Origin of the sequence: Lentzea flaviverrucosa (genome assembly GCF_003350445.1) — a bacterium.
Lineage (GTDB): Bacteria > Actinomycetota > Actinomycetes > Mycobacteriales > Pseudonocardiaceae > Lentzea > Lentzea californiensis.
In genome coordinates this window covers 11,155-29,936 of record NZ_QQAU01000011.1, presented here as the reverse complement: position 1 = coordinate 29,936, position 18,782 = coordinate 11,155, and the positions used below count along the sequence as shown (strand labels likewise).

Sequence of the window (18,782 nt, the reverse complement as noted above, 5' to 3'; positions counted from 1 at the left end):
GCGTTACCGACCGGTAGGGATGTCGCGCAACCCGACCGGTAGTGGACAGAGTTGTCACCACAAGTGGAGGAGACGCCGTGGCCGCACCAGCAGCGCCGGCACGCGTTCGGAACGTGGTCTTCGTCGACGGCGTCCGCACGCCGTTCGGCAAGGCCGGCCCGAAGGGCATTTTCGCCGAGACCCGTGCAGACGACCTCATCGTGAAGGTCATCCGTGAGCTGCTGCGCAGGCACCCCGAGCTGCCGCCGGAGCGGGTCGACGAGGTCGCCATCGCCGCGACCACGCAGATCGGCGACCAGGGTCTCACGCTCGGCCGCACCGCCGCACTGCTCGCGGGCCTGCCGAAGTCGGTCCCCGGCTACTCGATCGACCGCATGTGCGCGGGCGCGATGACCGCCGTGACCACGGCCGCGAGCGGCATCGCGTTCGGCGCCTACGACGTCGCCATCGCGGGCGGTGTCGAGCACATGGGCCGCCACCCGATGGGCGAGGGCGTCGACCCGAACCCGCGCTTCCTGTCGGACAAGATCGTCGACACCAGCGCGCTCGTGATGGGCCAGACCGCCGAGAACCTGCACGACCGGTTCCCGCACATCACCAAGGACCGCACCGACGCGTACGCGGCCGCTTCCCAGGCCAAGTACGCCGACGCGCTCAAGAACGGCAAGATCGGGCCGGAGCTCGTGCCCGTCGCGACCCGCTCCGCGGAGAACGGCTGGGGCCTCGCGACGGCCGACGAGCCGCCGCGTCCGGGCACCACGGTCGAGGACCTGGGCAAGCTCAAGACCCCGTTCCGCCCGCACGGCCGGATCACCGCGGGCAACGCGGCCGGTCTGAACGACGGCGCGACCGGCTGCATCCTCGCCGAGGAGGAGACCGCGCGCGAACTCGGTCTTCCCATCGGCATGCGGATGGTCGGCTACTCGTTCCTGGGTGTCGAGCCCGAGGTCATGGGCATCGGCCCGGTCCCGGCCACCGAGAAGGCCCTCCAGCGCGCCGGTCTGTCCATTGAGGACATCGGCCTGTTCGAGGTCAACGAGGCGTTCGCCATCCAGGTGCTCGCGTTCCTCGACCACTTCGGCATCGCCGACGACGACCCCCGCGTGAACCAGTGGGGCGGCGCGATCGCGACCGGCCACCCGCTTGCTTCGAGCGGCGTGCGCCTCATGACGCAGCTGTCGCGTCAGTTCGCCGAGCGCCCGGACGTGCGCTACGGCCTCACCACCATGTGCATCGGCATCGGCATGGGCGGGACCGTCATCTGGGAGAACCCGAACTGGAGTGGCAAGTGACCATCAGCGCTGAGGAAGCAAAGGCGATCTTCCCCGACGAGGTCGTCACCCACGCCAAGACGCGTCTGATCTCCGTGCCCGGCTTGGACAAGCCGGTCGCGTTCATCACGATCGACAACGGCCTGGACCACACCCGCCCGTCGACGTTCGGCCCGCAGTCGCTGGTGTCGCTGGGCGCGGCGTTCGACGAGGCCCACGCGGCTTCTCCGGCCGCCATCGCGGTGACCGGCAAGCCGTTCATCTTCGCCGTCGGCGCGGACCTGACCGCCGTCGAGCAGGCCACGGACCGCTCGCAGGGCGTCACGATCGGTCAGCTCGGCCACGAGGTCTTCAAGAAGTTCACCGACTCGGACGTCCCGACCTTCGCCTTCGTCAACGGCGCGGTCATGGGCGGCGGGCTCGAGCTCGCGCTGTCGTGCCACTACCGCACGCTGGCGTCGAACGCGGCCGCGATCGCACTGCCCGAGGTGTTCCTGGGCCTGTTCCCGGGCTGGGGCGGCACGCAGCTGCTGCCGAACCTGATCGGCGCCAACGACGCCGTGACGGTGATCTTCGAGAACGCGTTGAACCAGAACAAGATGCTCAAGCCGAAGGACGCTCTCGCGCTGGGCATCGCGGACGTGCTGTTCGACTCCGCCGACTACCTGGAGCAGTCGCTGCTGTGGCTGTCCGGTGTCGTGCGCGGCGAGATCTCCGTGCCCCGCAAGGAGATCGACCGCGGTGACGCGTGGGACGCCGCCGTAGCGCGGGCCAAGGGCATCGTGCACGGCAAGACCAAGGGCGCGGCGCCGGGTGCGCAGAAGGCTCTGGAACTTCTGGAGCTGGCGCGCGAGAACGACCTGGAGAAGGGCTACGCCGCCGAGACCGAGGGCCTCGCGGACCTCGTCATGAGCGACGAGCTGCGCGCGGGTCTGTACTCGTTCAACCTGGTGCAGAAGCGCGCGAAGCGCCCGGCCGGCGCGCCGGACAAGTCGCTGGCGCGCAAGGTCACCAAGGTCGGTGTCGTCGGCGCGGGCCTGATGGCCTCGCAGATGGCGCTGCTGTTCATCCGCCGCCTGCACGTGCCGGTCGTGCTGACCGACATCGACCAGGCGCGCGTGGACAAGGGCGTCGGCTACGTCCACAGCGAGATCGACAAGCTGGCGGGCAAGAAGCGGATCTCCCCGGACGAGGCGAACCGCCTGAAGGCGCTGGTGTCGGGTTCGCTCGACAAGTCCGCGTTCTCCGACGCCGACTTCGTGATCGAGGCCGTGTTCGAGGACCTCGCCGTGAAGCAGCAGGTGTTCGCCGAGGTCGAGGAGCACGTCTCCGCCGAGGCGATCCTCGCCACGAACACGTCGTCGCTGTCCATCACGGACATGGCGTCGAAGCTCAAGCACCCCGAGCGGGTCGTGGGCTTCCACTTCTTCAACCCGGTCGCGGTCATGCCGCTGCTGGAGATCGTGCGCGCCGAGCAGACCGACGACGCCACGCTCGCCACGGCGTTCTCGATCGGCAAGCAGCTCAAGAAGTCCTCGGTGCTCGTGAAGGACGCGCCCGCGTTCGTCGTGAACCGCCTGCTGACCCGCTTCATGGGCGAGGTCATCAAGTCGGTCGACGAGGGCACGTCGTTCGAGGTCGCCGACAAGGCCACCGAGCCGCTCGGCCTGCCGATGTCGCCGATGATCCTGCTGCAGCTCGTCGGTTCCGCCGTCGCGCTGCACGTGTCGGAGACGATGCACGGCGCGTTCCCGGACCGTTTCGCGGTGTCGGAGAACATGAAGAAGTTCGTCGCCGCCGGCAAGGGCGCGGTCTGGCAGTGGGACTCCACGGGCAAGCAGACCGTCGATCCCGAGGTCCAGGCCCTGTGGGAGTTCGGCTCCTCACCGCTGACGGGTGACGAGGTCAAGACCCGCGCACTGGAGGCGCTGGCCGAGGAGATCCGCATCATGCTCGACGAGGGCGTGGTCGCGGAGGCGCAGGACATCGACCTGTGCATGCTCCTGGGCGCCGGGTGGCCGTTCTGGCTGGGCGGCATCACGCCGTACCTGGACCGCACCGGCATCTCGGAGAAGGTGACCGGGAAGCGGTTCCTGGCACCGGGCGTGGCCTCCGTGCCTGCTTAGTCCGCTGTGCCAGAAGCCCCCGGCTCCTCCTCGACGGAGCCGGGGGCTTCTGCATTCACGACTGGTGGACCAGCGTTTCCGGCGTCTGGCCGGTGACCCACGCCCTGGCGAGCTTGCCGGCGGCCGCGCGGAAGATCCCGTCGGCGTTGCCGTCGTCGGGGAGGATCGTCTCGGTCTGCTTGTCCAGGACGAGGCGGCGCGCCGTGCCGCCGTCGGTGTGGAACCGGTAGCGGACGGACGTCGCCGTCTCCTCTTCCTTGTGCAGGTACACGAGCAGCGCCATCCGTACCACCTCCACGACTTGTTGAAGTCTTCGTTGCCGGACGGCGGGATCTGGTTCTCCCAGCGGGAGACCTCGTTCGCCGCCGCGTACGCGTCCTTGTACGACGCGTTCGGGTTCTGCTGCCAGTACCGGCTCTCGGCGAGCTCGTCCTCCAGCAGCGCGATGTCCGACCGTTCCGCGGGTCAGGCCGTGAGCAGGCCGATTCCGAGCGTCAGCACTCCGGCCACGGGCACGCCGGGTCGCAAGGTCCAGCCCGCCACGCCCGAACTGACGATCACGGCTGCCCGTCAGGCCTCGGGCACCATCACCGGCTGGTGGAGCTCGGCCGACCCGTCCTCGCGGATGAAGTAGGCGTCGATGTTCGTCGCGCGCAGCGTCACCTCGGAGCCGGCGACCAGCTCCCGGTAGCGCAGCAGGTCCGGCAGCCCGATGGCGACGGTGTCGAACGGGTGCGTCTGGCGCAGCATCAACGACCTGCGCAGCGCCTCGCTGAACGCCCAGCGGGGCGCGGCGTCGTCTCCGGGGACCTCTACCAGCGCACCTTCGAGGTGACGTTCAAGAGCGGCTCGCACGTGGTCCGCCGTGCCCCACGACGCGATGTCCGTGACAGTCATGTGTCACGTATCGGGATAAATCGCGGGATCATTAGCCGTTGGGATGTTTCGATCAGGTCATGTTCATGCGTCCCGCGATCCTGCTGGACGTCGACGGCCCGCTGAACCCGTTCATGGCGAAGCCGACCCGGCGTCCGGCCGGTTACACCACACGTCGAGTCCGTCCATACGGTTTCTTCCGGCCACTGCGCGTCTGGCTGGACCCGTCACACGGCTCGTGGCTGCTCTCGCTCGCCGCCGCGACCGGCGCTGACCTGGTGTGGGCGACGACGTGGGAGCACGAGGCGAACGAGTTCATCGGGCCGTGCATCGGTCTGCCGGAACTGGAGTGGATCGACTTCGGCGGCCGCGGTTCCGATCATGCCGACGGCCTCCACGGCAAGATCGCGGCGATCACCGAGTGGGCGCGGACGCGTCCGATCGCGTGGCTGGACGACGAGTTCCGACCACGCGACCAGGAATGGGCTGCGAGCAGGCCGGGCACGTTGCTGGTGCCGGTCGACCCGCGCAAGGGGATCGGCGTGGACCACCTGGAACGGGTCCGGGCGTTCCTCACTGGTGCAGAGCGAGCTCCGCGAACTCCTGCACCCTCGCGACCGTGATGCCCTCGCGCTGTTCCACGGCGAGCGGGTGATCGGTGGGTTCGACCTCGACCAACGGCCGCACCCCGATCTCCTGCGTGTGCAGGTTGATCTTGAGGTTGAGCGTCGTGGGCTCGTAGCCGGGCAGGATCGTCGACAGCCAGCCGAAGTAGGGCGGCTCGCCGGCCCGGGCCGGGTCCTCGAACACCTCGATCATGCGGCCGAAGTTCGCCGGCGAGAGCGACACCCACACGCCCCACTCGAAGTCCTCGTCGGCGTCGCGCACAGGGAGCACGATGCGGCCGCGCACGAAGAAGTGCTCGTTCTCGATCACGCACTGCTCCCCCGAGAGGAAGCTGCCGGGCTTCTCGGCGACGTCCGGCGACCAGTACACGGGCGCGGCCATCGAGTAGCCGGACGGAAGGCCTTCGTGCACCTCACCGCAGCTGGAACAGGTGAACCCCGGAGAAATCATGGCGGCCAGCCTAGAGTCGCCGGCGTTCCTCAGACCTGACGGATGGGCACGACCTCGACGAGCCGCCCGACGTCCTTGAAGTCCTTGACGTTCATCGTCAGCACCGGCAGGCCCGCGACCGCCGCCGTGGCCGCGATCTGCAGGTCCATCCGCCGCGGGCGCGGGCTTCGGCCGGCCCGCCGCACCAGCGAGGCCATCTGCCCGTAGACCTTGGCCTCCTCGACGCCGAACGGCAGCACCTCGAACGTCTGCAGCGCCGCGTAATACCGTTCCGTGCGCGCGAACCGCTCGACCGGGTCCTCGGTGTCGAGCCCGAACGCGAGCTCCGCGATCGTGACGGCGCTCAGGAACGGCTGGGCGTTCACGTACTCACCCAGGTTCGCCCGCTCGAGCCTGATCAGCACACAGGTGTCGAGCAGACAGCTCAGCTCTGCCACGGGTCGTCCAGCGGGTCGTCCGAGCCGAACACCTCGTCGGCCGCACGGCGGTCGGCCTCCCACCGGTCCGCGTCGACCGGCGGCAGGGTGCCGAACAGCACCTGGACATCCCCCAGGGGCGGACGGGTCACGGCGTCCTCCCGGTACGGCGAGAGCTGGGCGACGGGCTTGTTGTTGCGGGTGACGACGAAGCTCTCACCCGCCTCGACGCGCCGCATGATCTCCGCGTTGTCGTTGCGGAGCTCACGCTGGCCGATGGCTCTGAGCTGCTGCATACCACCACCGTAGCGCAAAAGGCAGAAAAGTGCTACGGAGTAGCTACAGCACCGCCGGGATACCCGGTCGGCATGATCAGGGTCGGCACGTCGGGCTGGCGCTACCCCGAGTGGCGCGACGACTTCTACCGCGGCGTTCCCCAGCGGCTGTGGCTGAGCCACCTCGCCACCCACGTGGACACGATCGAGATCAACAGCTCCTTCTACCGCCTCCAGCCTGCGTCGCACTACCGCAAGTGGGTCGCCGAGACCCCGCCGGACTTCGTCTTCGCCGTCAAGGGCCCCAAGCTGATCACGCACGTCAAACGCCTGCGCGACGTCGAAGACCTGCTCAAGACGTTCACCGAGTCGCTCGCACTGGGCCCGAAGCAGGGACCGGTCATCTGGCAGCTGCCGCCGTCACTGCGCTTCGACCGCGCGACGCTCCAGGACTTCCTCGCCGCACTCCCGCAAGGCCGGCACGCACTCGAACCGCGCCACGAGTCGTTTCGCACTGACGCCTACTTCGACCTGCTCCACGCGCACAACGTCGCCCACGTCGTGTCGGACGCACCGACGTTCCCGTGCATCGAGGCCGTGACCGCCGACTTCGCCTACGTGCGCCTGCACGGCCACGACGAGCTGTACATCAGCTCCTACAGCGACGACCAGCTCGATGAGTGGGCCGGGAAGATCCGCGAGTGGGACCGCGACACCTACGTCTACTTCGACAACACCATGCACGGCGCCGCTCCCGTCAACGCGCTGAGCCTCATGGCCCGGTCCACGTCCGCAACGCGGCAGTGAGCGTCTCCGGGTCGGCCACCCACACGACGTGACCGTCCGGCCTGATCAGCATCCCGCCGAACTCGTCCAGCAGCACCGGCCGGCCGGGACGCAGCAACTCGGCGACGGTCGTGGACCTGCCGTCGACCTCCACCGCGAGGTTCGGCGCCAGCCGCCCGAGCAACGGGTGGTCGCCCGGTATACGAGGGTCATACCGCGTGTCGACACCCGTGACCAGCTCCGCGAGGTGCGTGCCCGCCGCCGCACCCAGTTCTGCGACAAGCTCTCGCACCGGTGAGAGGTCTTCACGCCCGAGCAACGACTGCGCCCGCGCCGTGCGCACCACGCGTGCACCGACCGCATGCCGTTCGTCGTGATAGGTCTGCAGCAGGCCGTCGGGCGCCCGACCCGACACCGTTGCGGCCAGCTTCCAGCCGAGGTTCATCGCGTCGGCGAGCGCCACGTTCACGCCGACCGCTCCCGCCGGCGGGTGGACGTGCGCGGAGTCCCCGGCGAGGACCACCCGGCCCCGCACGTAGCTCTCCGCCTGCCGGGCGGCGTCGGAGAACCTGCTGAGCCACAGCGGTCTCCCGAGCGGCACCTCCCGGCCGAGCCTGGCGTGCAGCAGTTCCCGCACGTATCCGAGCTCGACCGGCCCGGTGCGCGGCTCCGGCTCGTCGAGCACGATCCGCACGTATCCCGGCCGCGGCAGCACGAGCACCTCCCCCGTCGCCAGCGCGTCGAAGTCGGCCTCGACGTCCGCGATCAGTCCGTACGACGTCGCGTCCACGCCGGGAAAGCCGATGCCGGCCCGCTTGCGCACAATGCTGCGACTGCCGTCGCACCCGAGCAGGTACGAGGCACGCCACCGCTCCTCGCCGACGACGACGTCGACACCGTCGGCGTCCTGCGAGAAGTCCACGACCTCGTGTCCCCATCGCACGCGCACACCGAGTTCGGCGAGCCACTCCTCCAGCAGCTCCTCGACGCGGTTCTGCCCGATGCCGAGCGCGTACGGGTGGTCGGTGTCCATGGCCGAGAAGTCGAGACCCATGCCCGGCAGGAACATGCCGTACGGCACAACGGGTCCCTCAGCGAGGAACCGCTCGGCGAGCCCGCGCCGGTCGAGCAACTCCAGGCTGCGCGCGGACAACGTGAAGCCACGCGGATGAGCGAACCGCCTGGGCGCCGCGTCCACCACGGTCACCTCGACACCGGCCAGCGCCAGTTCGGCCGCCACCACCAACCCCGCCGGGCCCGCGCCGGCGACCAGGACGGTCATGACCCCTCCGGCCACGGGAGACGCCCGGACTCGACGCCGCCGATGATCTCCTCGACCCACCCCAGCTCGGCCTCGGCCATGCGCACCGCGTACTCGACCTCCACCACGAACAGCCGCGGCACCTGCTCCAGCGCGTCCCGGTGAGAGCCGCGCATCTCCTCCAGCGACGCCCGCAACCGCTCCGCCCGTCCCCGCAGCGCCTCCACCGCACCGCCGGGTCCCAGGGCACCGAGGTAACTGACGGCGGAGAGGAACTTCGGGAACTCGGGCTGCGGTTCGCGCACCAGCCGGTCGACCCAGCGGGTGAACTCCTCCCGTCCCGCCTCGGTGAGCCCGTAGACGGTGCGTTCCGGCCGGGCACCGACCTTCACCGTCTCGCGCGCTTCGATCCACCCCTCACGCATGAGCGCGCGAACCACGTCGTAGAGCGAACCTGTCGTGACTTTGAAAGCCCGGTCCAAGCCGCGTTCGCGCAACGTCGCCGCCATCGCGTGCGGGTGCAGCGGCGACTCCAGCAGCAATCCCAGCACCGCCATACCCAGCGGATTCTTCATCACTCGACTCCGATCGCTCGGAACCGAGTATTTGCAGCGCCGTCCGGGTTGTCAACTAGCCTGTTCAGATATGAGAACGATTCGCGTCTTGGCTCCCCTGCTCCTGGCCGCGAGTCTCGTGGCTCCCGTGCAAGCGCATGCGGAGGAGGCGGCCTGGACCGGCCCCCTCAGCACCCGAGGCCGGTGGATCGTCGACGCACACGGCGACCGCTTCAAGCTCAAGTCCGGCAACTGGCACGGTGCGAGCGGCACCTACACCGGTTCCGGCGACATCAACGACCCCGCCAACCACCACTCCGGCGAGAAGGCCGACCAGGTCCCGCTCGGCCTCGACCGCGCGACCATGGCCACGATCATCAGTGGTTTCAAGGAGATCGGCGTCAACAGCATCAGGCTGCCGTTCTCCAACCAGATGATCAAGGACACCAGTCCTGCCCACGGCCTGAAGGACGCGCAGCTCAACGGGAAGCGGCCGCTGGAGGTCTACGACGCGGTCGTGGCCGAACTGACCCGCAACAACCTCGCCGTCATCCTCAACAACCACACCACGACCTCGCGGTGGTGCTGCGGCGTCGACGGCAACGAGCGGTGGAACACCAGCCAGAGCACCGACCAGTGGATCACCGACTGGGCGTTCATGGCCGACCGCTACAAGGCGAACAAGCGCGTGGTCGGCGCGGACCTCTACAACGAGGTGCGCCGCAACGTCTGGGACGACCCGAACTGGGGCTGGGGCAACGACCACGACTGGCACAAGGCCTCCCAGCAGGCCGCCGACCGCCTCCAGCAGACCGCGCCCGACCTGCTCGTCATCGTCGAGGGCATCAACTGGACCGGCATCCCCGTCGACGGCTTCGCGCACGGCCGGCCGACGCTGGAGCCGGCGCGCTTCCTCAGCCACACGCTCGCCAACCCCGCCAAGCTCGTCTACTCGGCCCACTTCTACGGCTACACCGGGCCGAACCACAGCGGTGCCACGGGAATCGGCGAGACGACCGACCCCCGTTACCAGGACCTCTCGCCGCAGGAGCACGTCAACGTCCTGCAGCGCCAGGCCTTCTTCATCACCGAGGCGCAGAAGCACTTCACCGCGCCGCTGTGGATCAGCGAGTTCGGCGTCGGCGGCCGCGGCGAGAACAACCCCAAGGCGCGTGACTGGTTCGAGCGGTTCGTGAACCAGCTGATCGCCAACGATACCGACTTCGCCTACTGGCCGCTGGTCGGCTTCCACACCAACCGCGGTGGCAACGGATGGGCGCTGCTGCACTGGGACGCGGCCGGCAACCGCATGGGCGTCAACGACGGCGACGACTGGCGGGCCGGCGCGTGGAACCGCCTCGTCACCGCGCCGAGCCGCACCGGGCAGGTCCCGCAGGAGACGCGGTGGAACCAGCTCCTCAAGGAATCCTGCCCGCAGAACGAGAAGCTCACCGGCATCAGCCACACGGGCAGCCGCGGCCTGTGCGTCAGCGGTCCACAGTGGAGCAGCACGACCAGGGTCACCAACGAGCAGCACGTGACGAACGACTGGGCGTCCGGCTACACGAAGCTCCAGTGCCCGAACAACAACGCGGCCGTCGGCTACGCGAACTTCACGCTGGTCTGCGCACCGGTCGCCACCGGATCGACCAGCCGCGTGCTCTGGTTCGACCGCGGCGACAACCGGCCGGACCAGGGCGGCGACTGGGCCAACGGCCACTACAAGGGTCAGTGCGCGCAGGACGAGCACATCGCCGGCGTCGCCTACAACTGGCGCAGGACCCCGGACGCGTTGCTCTGCCGGAAGTGAAGTCCTAGGTTTTCCAGGAACGCGGCCGCGGGATCTTCGACCTCCGTCGAGGTCTTGCGGCCGTTCTCCGTCAGCACGACCTTCTTGTCCGTCACGGTGATCCGCCCCGACGGCAGCGCGAGCGACGCCATCGGCCCGGCGCGGAAGTGCGACTCCGGCGCGGTCTGGTGCCACCAGCAGGTCGGCACGAACTCGGCGAGGTCACGCGGCCGGCGTTCGAGCCGGTAGGAGGGCTTGCCGTTCATCAGCACCTCCACGTCGTCGCCCGAGTCCACGAGCCGGAACACGCCGTACGGGTCGCGCTGGTCCTCTCGCGACTTCCAGTCGAGCGGGTGCAGCATGAACGCCCCGAACCCGACGTCGGCGAGCCAGGTGCCGTCCACGAGCAGCGCCATGTGGTCGAGCGGCGGGCCGAGCCGCTGCCCCTCGCCCACCGTCCGCGCCGCGAGCAGGTCGACGCTGTGTCCCAAGTGCCGCAACAACTCCGCGAACATCCCGTTGAGCTCGTAGCAGAACCCGCCGCGCCGCTGCGTCACGATCTTGTCGTGGAGCCACGGGACCTCCAGCACGATCCGGGTGTCCATGTGCGTGTAGAGGTTCTCGAACGGGACGCTCAGCAGGTGCCGTTCGTGCAGCTCTGCCAACGACGACGTGCGAGAGGCACCGATGCGCTGTAGGTAGTCGTCCACCGTGCCACGATATCCGCATGGGCGAGGTCAGGATCGGGACTTCGGGGTGGGTCTACCCGCCCTGGCGCGGCGTGTTCTACCCCAAGGGCGTCACGCAGAAGCGCGAGCTGGCCTACCTGAGCGAGCAGCTCGGCTCCGTCGAGATCAACGGCTCCTTCTACTCGCTGCAACGCCCGTCGAGCTACCGGAAGTGGGCCGCCGACACACCGGACGACTTCGTGTTCTCGGTCAAGGGCAGCCGTTTCATCACGCACATGAAGCGCCTGAAGGACGGCAACGAGCTCCTCGCGAACTACCTCGCGTCCGGAGTCCTCGCCCTGGGCCCGAAACTCGGCCCGATCCTGTGGCAGCTCCCGCCCACGCTGCAGTTCGACGCGGACCTGCTCACGAGCTTCTTCGAGGGCCTGCCCCGCACCACCACCGAGGCCGCCGAGGTCGCGAGACGCCACGACCACCGCGTCGACCCGGCCCACACCACCACCGACGCCGAACGGCCGATGCGCTACGCCCTCGAAGTGCGCCACGACAGCTACAAGACGCCGGAGTTCGTCGAGCTGCTCCGGCGCCACGACATAGCGCTGGTGGTCGCGGACGCGGCCGGCAAGTACCCGTTGATCGAAGAGGTGACGAGCGACTTCGTCTACGTCCGGCTGCACGGCCACGACGAGCTCTACGTCAGCGGCTACACCGCCGAGGGCCTCGACCAGTGGGCGGAGAAGGTCCGCGCCTGGCGGCAGCAGGGCGACGTGTTCGTCTACTTCGACAACGACGCGAAGGCCTACGCCCCGCGCGACGCCAGGGCGTTGCAAGATCGTCTGGCCGATTGAGCCGAACGGACGCACACTCTTCTCCGACGGAGGTGCGCCCATGTCGACGAAGAGCATCATCGCCGCCCTGGTGGTCACTGCGGGCGCGGTCGCCTCCAGTGGGATCGCCGTAGCGCAGAGTGACAAGACCTGCGACAAGGGCGAGTTCTGCGTCTGGTCGGGCGCGGAGTACACGGGAACCGTCCAGCGCCTCGACGTGGAATCGGCGAACCCCGGCGAGTGCATCACGCTCACGGTGACCGGCAAGTCCTTCGCCAACCGCCTGAGCAGGGACGCGACGGTCTACCAGCGCGAGAACTGCTCGACCGAGGCCGAGTTCACCACCTATCCGAAGCACGGCACCTACGTGCCGGACGCCTACTTCGTGATCAGGGGCCTGCAGGTGTGGGGTCCTTAACGACGGAGACCTACTTTAGTCACCCTATGTAACACCACTCGATCGTGTGAGTACTCGTCAGTAGGTCCCCTTTCGTGCCTAAGTTGCCGCCCTATCGAGTGGTGGCAGCTGGAGGAAATGTGACCGTGGCGGGTGAAGCCGGGTTACTCGAACTGATGGCCGGGCGACTGGCCAAAGACGATCTCACCCCACGTGCGGCAGAACTGGTGCTGGCGGCGTGCCGGGGCGAGACGGCTCTGGAGCGCGCGCTCGCCGGTGTGCCCTCACGAGAAGAGGCCCCGAGAGAGCGGACCGACGGCCCTGGCCAGGAGATCTTCGTGTCGGAGATCCGGGTGCGCGGCTTCCGCGGCATCGGCCCCCAGGCACGTCTGCCGCTGGCGCCGGGTCCGGGACTGACCGTCGTCACCGGACGCAACGGCTCGGGCAAGTCGAGCTTCGCCGAGGCCGCCGAACTGGCGCTGACCGGCTACAACTCGCGCTGGACCCGAGCACGGCACGACGTGTGGCGGCAGGGCTGGCGCAACCTGCACCAGAGGGACACCGCCGTCGAACTGGAGCTCGTCCAAGCCACTCGGACGGACAGGACGACGATCCGAAGACAGTGGGCGCCGCAGGACGACCTGGCGCAGGGCGAGTGGACGCAGGACGACAGGCCGTTCGACGACAGCAAGTGGCACGAGGCGCTGGAGACCTACCGGCCGTTCCTGCCCTACAGCGAGCTGGGGACCGTTCTCGACGCACAACCCGAGGACCTCTACGAGGCGATGCACCGCCTCTTGGGCCTGGAAGCGATCACCGAGGCACAGCAGGCGCTCGCCGAGCACCGCAAACGTCTCGCCGAGATCGTCGCCCGCCCTCACGACCGGCGGGAACGCGTGCGCACGGAGTTGCTGGCGTCCCAGGACGAACGAGCCCGCCGCGCCGCCGCGCTGCTCGGCAGCGACTCGCCCGACCTCGACGCCATCGCGGACCTCGCGCTCGGCGCGGACGTCGGCACCGGCACGAACCTGCTGCACCAGATCGTGGACGTGGCGCTGCCGCCCGACGACGAGGTCGACCGGGTCCGCGAAACGCTCGACCTGGCACTCGGCGCGGTCACCGCGGTGGCCACGGCCAACGCGCAGGACTCGTTGCGATGCAGCGAGATCCTGCGGCTCGCGATCCAGCTGCAGGAGTCGGGCGGCGGTCAGACGTGCCCGGTGTGCGATCTCGGCCGGCTCGACGGGTTGTGGCTCGGCAAGGCCAAGGACCGCGCCGAGCACCTCGCGAGGGCCGCCGCCGAACTGCACGAGGCCGCCGACCGCCTGGACCTGGCCGTCGCGGCCACGCGGGCGTTGTGCCTACCGGCGCCCGAGGTGCTGGCCGAGGCGCAGGGCGTGCTCGACACGACGACCGTGCTGCAGGCATGGCACGCGTGGGAGGCCTGCGTCTCGATCGACGACCCCGTGCGGCTGCGCCAGGAGTTGTTCGACCGGTACGCGGACCTCGTGCAGGCCGTGGACCAGCTGAAGGCAGTGGCGCGCGAGCAGATCGACCGCCGTGACCTGGTGTGGCGGCCGATGGCGATCGCGTTGTTCGAGTGGCATTCGCAGGCGCAGCAGGCGATTGCGGACGCCGAGGTGCTCGCCGACGTGACGGAGGCGGAGAACTGGATCCGCAAGACCGCGGCCACGCTGCGGTCCGAGCGGATCGCGCCGTTCGCCAAGGAGTCGCAGCGGATCTGGCAGCGGTTGCGCCAGCAGAGCAACGTCGACCTGGGCGCGGTGCGGCTCGGCGGCACCCGCAACGTCGAGCTGGACGTGTCGGTCGACGGCGTCTCGAACTCGGCGCTCGCGGTGATGAGCCAGGGCGAGCTGCACTCGCTGGGGCTCGCGTTGTTCCTGCCGCGCGCGCTGGTGGACGAGAGCCCGTTCCGGTTCGTGGTGATCGACGACCCGGTGCAGGCGATGGACCCGACCAAGGTGGACGGTCTCGCGCAGGTGCTCGCCGACGTCGGGCTGACCCGCCAGGTCGTGGTCTTCACGCACGACGAACGGCTGGTGGAGGCGTTGCGGCGGTTGCGGCTGCCGGCGACGGTCTGGGAGGTCTGCCGCGGCGAGGACTCCGTCGTGCAGGTGCGGATGTCCGACGACCCGGTCGGCCGCTGCCTGGCCGACGCCCGCGCGATGCGGGTCGACGAGGACCTGCCGGACGCGTTGCGCGCCGAGCTCGTGGCGTCGTGCTGCCGGACGGCTCTGGAAGCGGCGTCGCACGCCCGGTTCCGCCGCGAACGGCTCGGCCGCGGCATACCGCACGCCGAGGTCGAGCGCCTGATCGAGTGCGCGCTGACCACCAGGCAGAAACTCGCGCTGGCCGTCCTCGACGACCTCGCGGAAACCTCGAAGTTGTTGCCACACCTGGAGGAGGTCGTCGGATCGTGGGCGGTGGACTTGTTGCTGGCGTGCCGGGTCGGCGGCGAGAGCGGAGATTTGGACGTGCTGATCCGCGACACCGAGCTGCTCGCGGGGTGGCTGCAGCGATGAGCCTCCCCTCCGACGTCCAGGACCGGCTGACCTGCGTGGCGAACCTGCTGGCGCGCCCCGACCAGCTCGACGGCGTGCGGATCCGGTGCTGTGCCGAGCTGTTGCGCACCGCGGTGGAACGGTCGGTGGCCCGCGCCTGCGGGGCTGAGAACACCGACCAGCCCGTGCACGCGTTGCTGCTCAGCCTGCCGTCCCACGTGGACGCCGACGTGGCGCACGACGCCTCCCAGCTGTGGCACGCGCTCAGCCGCGCGATCCGGCACCACGGCTACGAGCTGACCCCGACCGTCGCGGAGCTGACCGGCTGGCACGCCGACACCGCCTCGGTCGCGGCGACTCTCAGGCCGACCCTGACCCTGTCCGGCAACATCGACCTCACCTGAGGGCATTGGTGAAACTGCTGCTGTTCGCGGACCTGCACCTGGACACGCGCTTTTCCAGCGCGGGCCCGGAGCGGCGTCAAGCGTTGCGTGACACGCTGGGCCACATCGTCGACCTCGCGCAGGAATCCGGCGTGGACGCGATGCTCTGCGCCGGCGACCTGTACGAGCACGATCGCTGCTCCCCTTCGACAGCGGAGTTCCTGCGGTCGTCCTTCGACTGCCAGGTACCGGTGTTCCTGGCCCCGGGCAACGACGACTGGTACGGACCGCAGTCGGTCTACCAGCAGGTGGACTGGACGCCGAACGTGCACGTGTTCTCGTCGGAGTCGATGACACCCGTGGAGCTCTCCGACGGCATCACGCTGTGGGGTTCCGCGAACGTCGGGCCCGGTCCGGCGCGCGACGTCCTGGACGGGTTCGCGGTGAACCGCGGCGGCGTGAACCTGGCGCTGTGCCACGGTTCCACGCCCGATGACGTCGCGATCACCGGGCTGGACCACGCGTTCCTCGGGCACGTGCACACGCCGGAGCACGCCACCGACTACACGTTCCCCGGCAACCCGGATCCGCTGACACCGGGCGAGACCGGCGAACGCGGGGCCGTTCTGTGCACGGTGAACGAGGACGGTTCGGTGTCGCGCGAGGTGTTCGACGTGTCGGCGTCGCGGTCGCTCGGCTGGATGGACTCCGAGAAGACGTTCCCGTTGCTGGACTTCGACACCGTCGCCGCGGAACGGACCGTGCGCGGTCAGTTCGTGCGCGACGTGCTCGCCGACCCCGCCCTGGACGTGGCTCTGCGCGGCCGCGTGCTCTCGGCCGGCCTGCGCGCGCTGGAGGAACGATGAGGATCGAGTCCGTCACCGCGCACGCGTTCGGGCCGTTGCACGACCGCACCCTGTCGTTGGCGCCCGGTCTGACCGTGGTGTCGGGCGCGAACGAATCAGCGAAGTCGTCGTGGCACGCCGCGATCCGCGCGGCCCTGTGCGGCGATCCCTCGGCGCGGCACCGTCCGTGGCAGGGCGAGTCCTGGCGGGTGGCGGCCACGGTGTCGCTGGAGTCGGGCGAGGTCGTCGCGGTGGACCGCGACCTCAACGCCGACCTGGCGCCGGACGCCGCGCGCTGGGTCGGGCTGGACCGCATGTCGTTCGCCGCCACCGCGTGCGTGGACCAGGCACAGCTGCTGACCGTGCTGGACGCGGCGGACGGCTTGCAGAACCACCTGCGCCGGGCGGCGGCCACCGCGGGCACGGACGGCACGGTGGAGCAGGCGTTGCAACGGCTGACCGCGCCCGTGGACGCGTTGCGGGACGCGCGGAACCGCTTGCGCGAAGCCGAGACCGATCTGGCCGCGGCTTGCCGTGAGCACGCGCGTTACCTGGAACTGAGCGCCCAGGCGCGTTCGGCCGCCGCCGCTCGTGCCCGGCTGGCCGTTCAGGAGCACGCGGAGTCGCTCGGTGCGATCTCCGCCAGGGTGGCCAGGCTGGCCGAGTTGCAGGAGCGCTTCGGCGACTCTCCGCCGTCCGGGATCGCCGCGCAGGAGGAACTGACCCACGTGGTCAACCGCGCGCTGGCGGCGTGGCGTGCCGCGCCGACCCCGCGCGTGCTGCCGGGCCCGTCCGCGGCGGCGCTGGAGGCCGAACTCGCCGCCCTGCCGGACTTCCCCGTCGGCGAGACCGCGCTGGACGACGAACTCCGCCTCGTGGCCTCGGCCTACGCGACCGCGTCCGCCGTCGCCGCCGCGCACCACGAACGCCGGCCGTCACCGCGGACGAACGCCGAACCGCCGGTGCTGCGCGGCCTCGCCACGCGCCTGGACCCGGCCGCCGGTGGACGTCTGACGATGGCGTCGGTCGACGTGGACAACGCCCGCCAGTCCCAGGACGAGGCAGCCGCCGTCGCGGCCCGCACCCAGGTCGAGGCCGACGTGGCGGCGGCGCACGTGCAGGAGATCGCGGTACCGAACCCGTTCCTGCGCAACGCATTGCTGGCCCTGAGCTGTCTCACGAGCCTGGTGGGCCTGCTGCTGTTCCTGACGGGCCAGCAACTCGCCGCCATCGGCGTCCTCGTCGCCGCCCTGGTGGCCGGAGTCGGCGGCGCGATGTCGCGCGGCAACGCCGAGCAACGCGAGACCGCCGTGACCTTCGCCGCCGAACGCGCGGCCGCCGCCACCCAGGCGCGGAGCGTGCTGTTCAGCGCGGACCGCGCCCTGGCCGAGGCCGAGGGCCAGCGCGCCGTGGCCGCGGAAGCCGCGCGCGTGCACGACGAGGCGGTGGCCGAGTGCGCGTCGCTGGGCGTGCCCGCGGACCGCGAAACGTTGTGGCGCCTGGCCAACCGCCCCGCGTGGGAGGCCGAACACGCCGACCTGGTGTCCGAGGTGGCCCGCACCGAGAAGGCCATCCGCGTGGAACTGGCCGCACGCGGCAAGTCCGACGCCTCGATGACCGTGCCGGACCTCCTGGTGGACTACGAGACGGACTGCAAGGTGCGCGCCCGCCAGGCGTCGATCGCCGCCCAGCGCCCCCAGCTGTCCCAAACCCTGGCAGACCGGCGCCTCGCCGAGGCCACCGTCGCCGAGGCGACCGCCGCGCACACCCGAGCCCTGGACCTGCTGCGCGAAGCCGTCACCGCGATCGGCGGCACCGGCGACCGCCCGGAGGACCTCCTGCGCGCGATCGCCGAGTGGCAACGCGGCTGGGACCGCCTGCTGCGCGAGGCCGAGGACGAGCGCAACGCGTGGGCCGAACTCCAGGCCCTGATCGCCGCGGGCACCCTGGACGACCTGGAAGCCACCCGCTCAGCAGCCCAGACCCACCACGCCACCCTCCTGGAGGCAGCCGCCCGTTACGCCGCCTGCGACCCGGTGGACCCGGCCCTGGCCTCCACAGCGGACTCCCTGGCGGCCACCGTCGCCGAACTGGCCCGCGCCCTGCCGAGCGTCCCGGACGCGGAAGAGGCGGTGCAGGCCGCCACCGCGGTCCTGGCCGAGGTGAGCGCCGAGGTGGAAGCCATCGGCCTAGCCTCCCGCTACCTGACCGCGGCCCGCGAAAAGGTGCACAGCACCATCGCGCCGGCCCTGGAGAACACACTCCGAACCTGGCTGCCTTCGGTGACCGACGGCCGTTACGTGGACGCCGCCGTGGACCCGTCGACCCTGACCGTGCGTGTGTGCGCGGCCTCCGAGTCTTGGCACCAGGCCTCACGCCTGTCCCTCGGCACCGCGGAACAGATCTACCTGCTGCTGCGCGTCGCCCTCGCCCAGCACCTCGCCACCGAATCCTGCCCGCTGCTGCTGGACGACGTCACCGTGCAGGCCGACGACGCCCGTACGCGTGCGGTGCTGGACCTGCTGCTGCAGCTGTCCGCGGACCGGCAGATCGTCCTGTTCGCGCAGGACGCGGCGGTGGCCGAGTGGGCGCAGGAACAGTTGGGTGAGCGGGACGTGCTGCACCAGCTCACGCCGGTGGCGGCCTGACCGGGAGAAAGGCCGCTGGTGCGGTGCCCTGGACTTCGGT

The 18,782-nt window shown here is 70.0% G+C and carries 20 protein-coding genes; 12 read left to right on the top strand and 8 right to left on the bottom strand.

Going from position 1 to position 18,782, the window contains the following annotated elements:
- The first annotated feature begins 77 nt into the window (after positions 1–77).
- A complete protein-coding gene (locus DFR72_RS29740; protein ID WP_090069237.1) occupies positions 78–1,292 on the top strand; it encodes a thiolase family protein in 1,215 nt (404 codons plus the stop codon).
- Positions 1,289–3,397 carry a 3-hydroxyacyl-CoA dehydrogenase NAD-binding domain-containing protein gene (locus DFR72_RS29735; RefSeq protein WP_090069235.1) on the top strand — a complete coding sequence of 703 codons (2,109 nt, stop codon included), beginning with the start codon at positions 1,289–1,291 and terminating at the stop codon, positions 3,395–3,397. The genes DFR72_RS29740 and DFR72_RS29735 overlap by 4 nt, the downstream gene beginning before the upstream one ends.
- A 55-nt stretch (positions 3,398–3,452) precedes the next feature.
- On the opposite strand, the gene DFR72_RS29730 is transcribed toward DFR72_RS29735, so the two are convergent.
- Positions 3,453–3,680 (bottom strand): hypothetical protein, encoded by a 228-nt coding sequence (locus tag DFR72_RS29730; protein WP_090069233.1) that lies wholly within the window; start codon positions 3,678–3,680, stop codon positions 3,453–3,455.
- An 18-nt stretch (positions 3,681–3,698) separates the two neighbouring features.
- Between DFR72_RS29730 and DFR72_RS29725 the strand changes: the two genes are divergently transcribed.
- Positions 3,699–4,031, top strand: a complete 333-nt coding sequence (locus DFR72_RS29725) for a hypothetical protein (protein WP_143086852.1) — start codon at positions 3,699–3,701, stop codon at positions 4,029–4,031.
- On the opposite strand, the gene DFR72_RS29720 is transcribed toward DFR72_RS29725, so the two are convergent.
- Positions 3,968–4,294, bottom strand: a complete 327-nt coding sequence (locus tag DFR72_RS29720) for a hypothetical protein (RefSeq protein ID WP_090069230.1) — start codon at positions 4,292–4,294, stop codon at positions 3,968–3,970. The genes DFR72_RS29725 and DFR72_RS29720 overlap by 64 nt on opposite strands.
- Positions 4,295–4,353: 59 nt before the next feature.
- Here DFR72_RS29720 and DFR72_RS29715 point away from each other — a divergent pair, with 59 nt between their 5' ends.
- A complete protein-coding gene (locus tag DFR72_RS29715; RefSeq protein ID WP_170176446.1) occupies positions 4,354–4,896 on the top strand; it encodes an HAD domain-containing protein in 543 nt (180 codons plus the stop codon).
- Here the strand turns inward: DFR72_RS29715 and DFR72_RS29710 are convergent.
- The 3 genes from DFR72_RS29710 to DFR72_RS29700 are packed head-to-tail and all read right to left on the bottom strand — an operon-like array spanning position 4,847 to position 6,062.
- Complete coding sequence (locus tag DFR72_RS29710) at positions 4,847–5,350, bottom strand: DUF2199 domain-containing protein (protein WP_090069229.1); 504 nt, start codon at positions 5,348–5,350, stop codon at positions 4,847–4,849. The two genes, DFR72_RS29715 and DFR72_RS29710, sit on opposite strands and share 50 nt — an antisense overlap.
- A gap of 29 nt (positions 5,351–5,379) precedes the next feature.
- Entirely contained in the window at positions 5,380–5,787 is a 408-nt protein-coding gene (locus tag DFR72_RS29705; protein WP_245983624.1) for a type II toxin-antitoxin system VapC family toxin, read from the bottom strand.
- The gene (locus DFR72_RS29700) at positions 5,775–6,062 is read right to left on the bottom strand and encodes a type II toxin-antitoxin system Phd/YefM family antitoxin (protein WP_090069227.1); all 288 of its coding nucleotides are present in this window, start codon (positions 6,060–6,062) and stop codon (positions 5,775–5,777) included. Before DFR72_RS29700 ends, DFR72_RS29705 begins: the two co-directional genes overlap by 13 nt.
- A 72-nt stretch (positions 6,063–6,134) precedes the next feature.
- Between DFR72_RS29700 and DFR72_RS29695 the strand changes: the two genes are divergently transcribed.
- Positions 6,135–6,848 (top strand): DUF72 domain-containing protein, encoded by a 714-nt coding sequence (locus tag DFR72_RS29695; protein ID WP_090069226.1) that lies wholly within the window; start codon positions 6,135–6,137, stop codon positions 6,846–6,848.
- Here DFR72_RS29695 and DFR72_RS29690 read toward each other — a convergent pair.
- Entirely contained in the window at positions 6,814–8,109 is a 1,296-nt protein-coding gene (locus tag DFR72_RS29690; protein ID WP_090069590.1) for an FAD-dependent monooxygenase, read from the bottom strand. The genes DFR72_RS29695 and DFR72_RS29690 overlap by 35 nt on opposite strands.
- Positions 8,106–8,663, bottom strand: coding sequence for a PadR family transcriptional regulator (locus DFR72_RS29685; protein WP_090069224.1), 558 nt, complete (start codon positions 8,661–8,663; stop codon positions 8,106–8,108). The genes DFR72_RS29690 and DFR72_RS29685 overlap by 4 nt, the downstream gene beginning before the upstream one ends.
- An 88-nt stretch (positions 8,664–8,751) precedes the next feature.
- Between DFR72_RS29685 and DFR72_RS29680 the strand changes: the two genes are divergently transcribed.
- Positions 8,752–10,452 (top strand): glycoside hydrolase family 5 protein, encoded by a 1,701-nt coding sequence (locus DFR72_RS29680; RefSeq protein WP_342768684.1) that lies wholly within the window; start codon positions 8,752–8,754, stop codon positions 10,450–10,452.
- On the opposite strand, the gene DFR72_RS29675 is transcribed toward DFR72_RS29680, so the two are convergent.
- Complete coding sequence (locus tag DFR72_RS29675; protein WP_090069221.1) at positions 10,407–11,141, bottom strand: arylamine N-acetyltransferase family protein; 735 nt, start codon at positions 11,139–11,141, stop codon at positions 10,407–10,409. The two genes, DFR72_RS29680 and DFR72_RS29675, sit on opposite strands and share 46 nt — an antisense overlap.
- A gap of 17 nt (positions 11,142–11,158) precedes the next feature.
- On the opposite strand from DFR72_RS29675, the gene DFR72_RS29670 reads away from it, so the two are divergent.
- From DFR72_RS29670 to DFR72_RS29645, 6 genes are all read left to right on the top strand, one after another.
- Complete coding sequence (locus DFR72_RS29670; protein ID WP_090069220.1) at positions 11,159–11,968, top strand: DUF72 domain-containing protein; 810 nt, start codon at positions 11,159–11,161, stop codon at positions 11,966–11,968.
- Between the two features lie 40 nt (positions 11,969–12,008).
- Entirely contained in the window at positions 12,009–12,365 is a 357-nt protein-coding gene (locus tag DFR72_RS29665; protein WP_090069218.1) for a peptidase inhibitor family I36 protein, read from the top strand.
- Positions 12,366–12,520: 155 nt separating this feature from the next.
- Positions 12,521–14,887, top strand: a complete 2,367-nt coding sequence (locus tag DFR72_RS29660; protein ID WP_143086851.1) for an AAA family ATPase — start codon at positions 12,521–12,523, stop codon at positions 14,885–14,887.
- A complete protein-coding gene (locus tag DFR72_RS29655) occupies positions 14,884–15,270 on the top strand; it encodes a hypothetical protein (RefSeq protein WP_090069215.1) in 387 nt (128 codons plus the stop codon). Before DFR72_RS29660 ends, DFR72_RS29655 begins: the two co-directional genes overlap by 4 nt.
- Before the next feature lie 8 nt (positions 15,271–15,278).
- Positions 15,279–16,115: a metallophosphoesterase family protein gene (locus tag DFR72_RS29650; RefSeq protein ID WP_090069213.1), complete on the top strand. Its 837-nt coding sequence runs from the start codon at positions 15,279–15,281 to the stop codon at positions 16,113–16,115.
- On the top strand, positions 16,112–18,742 hold the full coding sequence (locus DFR72_RS29645; RefSeq protein WP_090069212.1) for an AAA family ATPase: 2,631 nt from the start codon (positions 16,112–16,114) through the stop codon (positions 18,740–18,742). The genes DFR72_RS29650 and DFR72_RS29645 overlap by 4 nt, the downstream gene beginning before the upstream one ends.
- Positions 18,743–18,782: the final 40 nt, after the last annotated feature.

Excerpts from the sequence above, each read along its gene's own strand:
- DFR72_RS29730 (WP_090069233.1), bottom strand. The coding sequence starts at position 3,680 with ATGGCGCTGCTCGTGTACCTGCACAAGGAAGAGGAGACGGCGACGTCC.
- DFR72_RS29720 (WP_090069230.1), bottom strand. The coding sequence starts at position 4,294 with ATGACTGTCACGGACATCGCGTCGTGGGGCACGGCGGACCACGTGCGA.
- DFR72_RS29715 (WP_170176446.1), top strand. The coding sequence starts at position 4,354 with ATGTTCATGCGTCCCGCGATCCTGCTGGACGTCGACGGCCCGCTGAAC.
- DFR72_RS29710 (WP_090069229.1), bottom strand. The coding sequence starts at position 5,350 with ATGATTTCTCCGGGGTTCACCTGTTCCAGCTGCGGTGAGGTGCACGAA.
- DFR72_RS29700 (WP_090069227.1), bottom strand. The coding sequence starts at position 6,062 with ATGCAGCAGCTCAGAGCCATCGGCCAGCGTGAGCTCCGCAACGACAAC.
- DFR72_RS29695 (WP_090069226.1), top strand. The coding sequence starts at position 6,135 with ATGATCAGGGTCGGCACGTCGGGCTGGCGCTACCCCGAGTGGCGCGAC.
- DFR72_RS29690 (WP_090069590.1), bottom strand. The coding sequence starts at position 8,109 with ATGACCGTCCTGGTCGCCGGCGCGGGCCCGGCGGGGTTGGTGGTGGCG.
- DFR72_RS29685 (WP_090069224.1), bottom strand. The coding sequence starts at position 8,663 with ATGAAGAATCCGCTGGGTATGGCGGTGCTGGGATTGCTGCTGGAGTCG.
- DFR72_RS29670 (WP_090069220.1), top strand. The coding sequence starts at position 11,159 with ATGGGCGAGGTCAGGATCGGGACTTCGGGGTGGGTCTACCCGCCCTGG.
- DFR72_RS29665 (WP_090069218.1), top strand. The coding sequence starts at position 12,009 with ATGTCGACGAAGAGCATCATCGCCGCCCTGGTGGTCACTGCGGGCGCG.
- DFR72_RS29660 (WP_143086851.1), top strand. The coding sequence starts at position 12,521 with ATGGCCGGGCGACTGGCCAAAGACGATCTCACCCCACGTGCGGCAGAA.
- DFR72_RS29655 (WP_090069215.1), top strand. The coding sequence starts at position 14,884 with ATGAGCCTCCCCTCCGACGTCCAGGACCGGCTGACCTGCGTGGCGAAC.
- DFR72_RS29645 (WP_090069212.1), top strand. The coding sequence starts at position 16,112 with ATGAGGATCGAGTCCGTCACCGCGCACGCGTTCGGGCCGTTGCACGAC.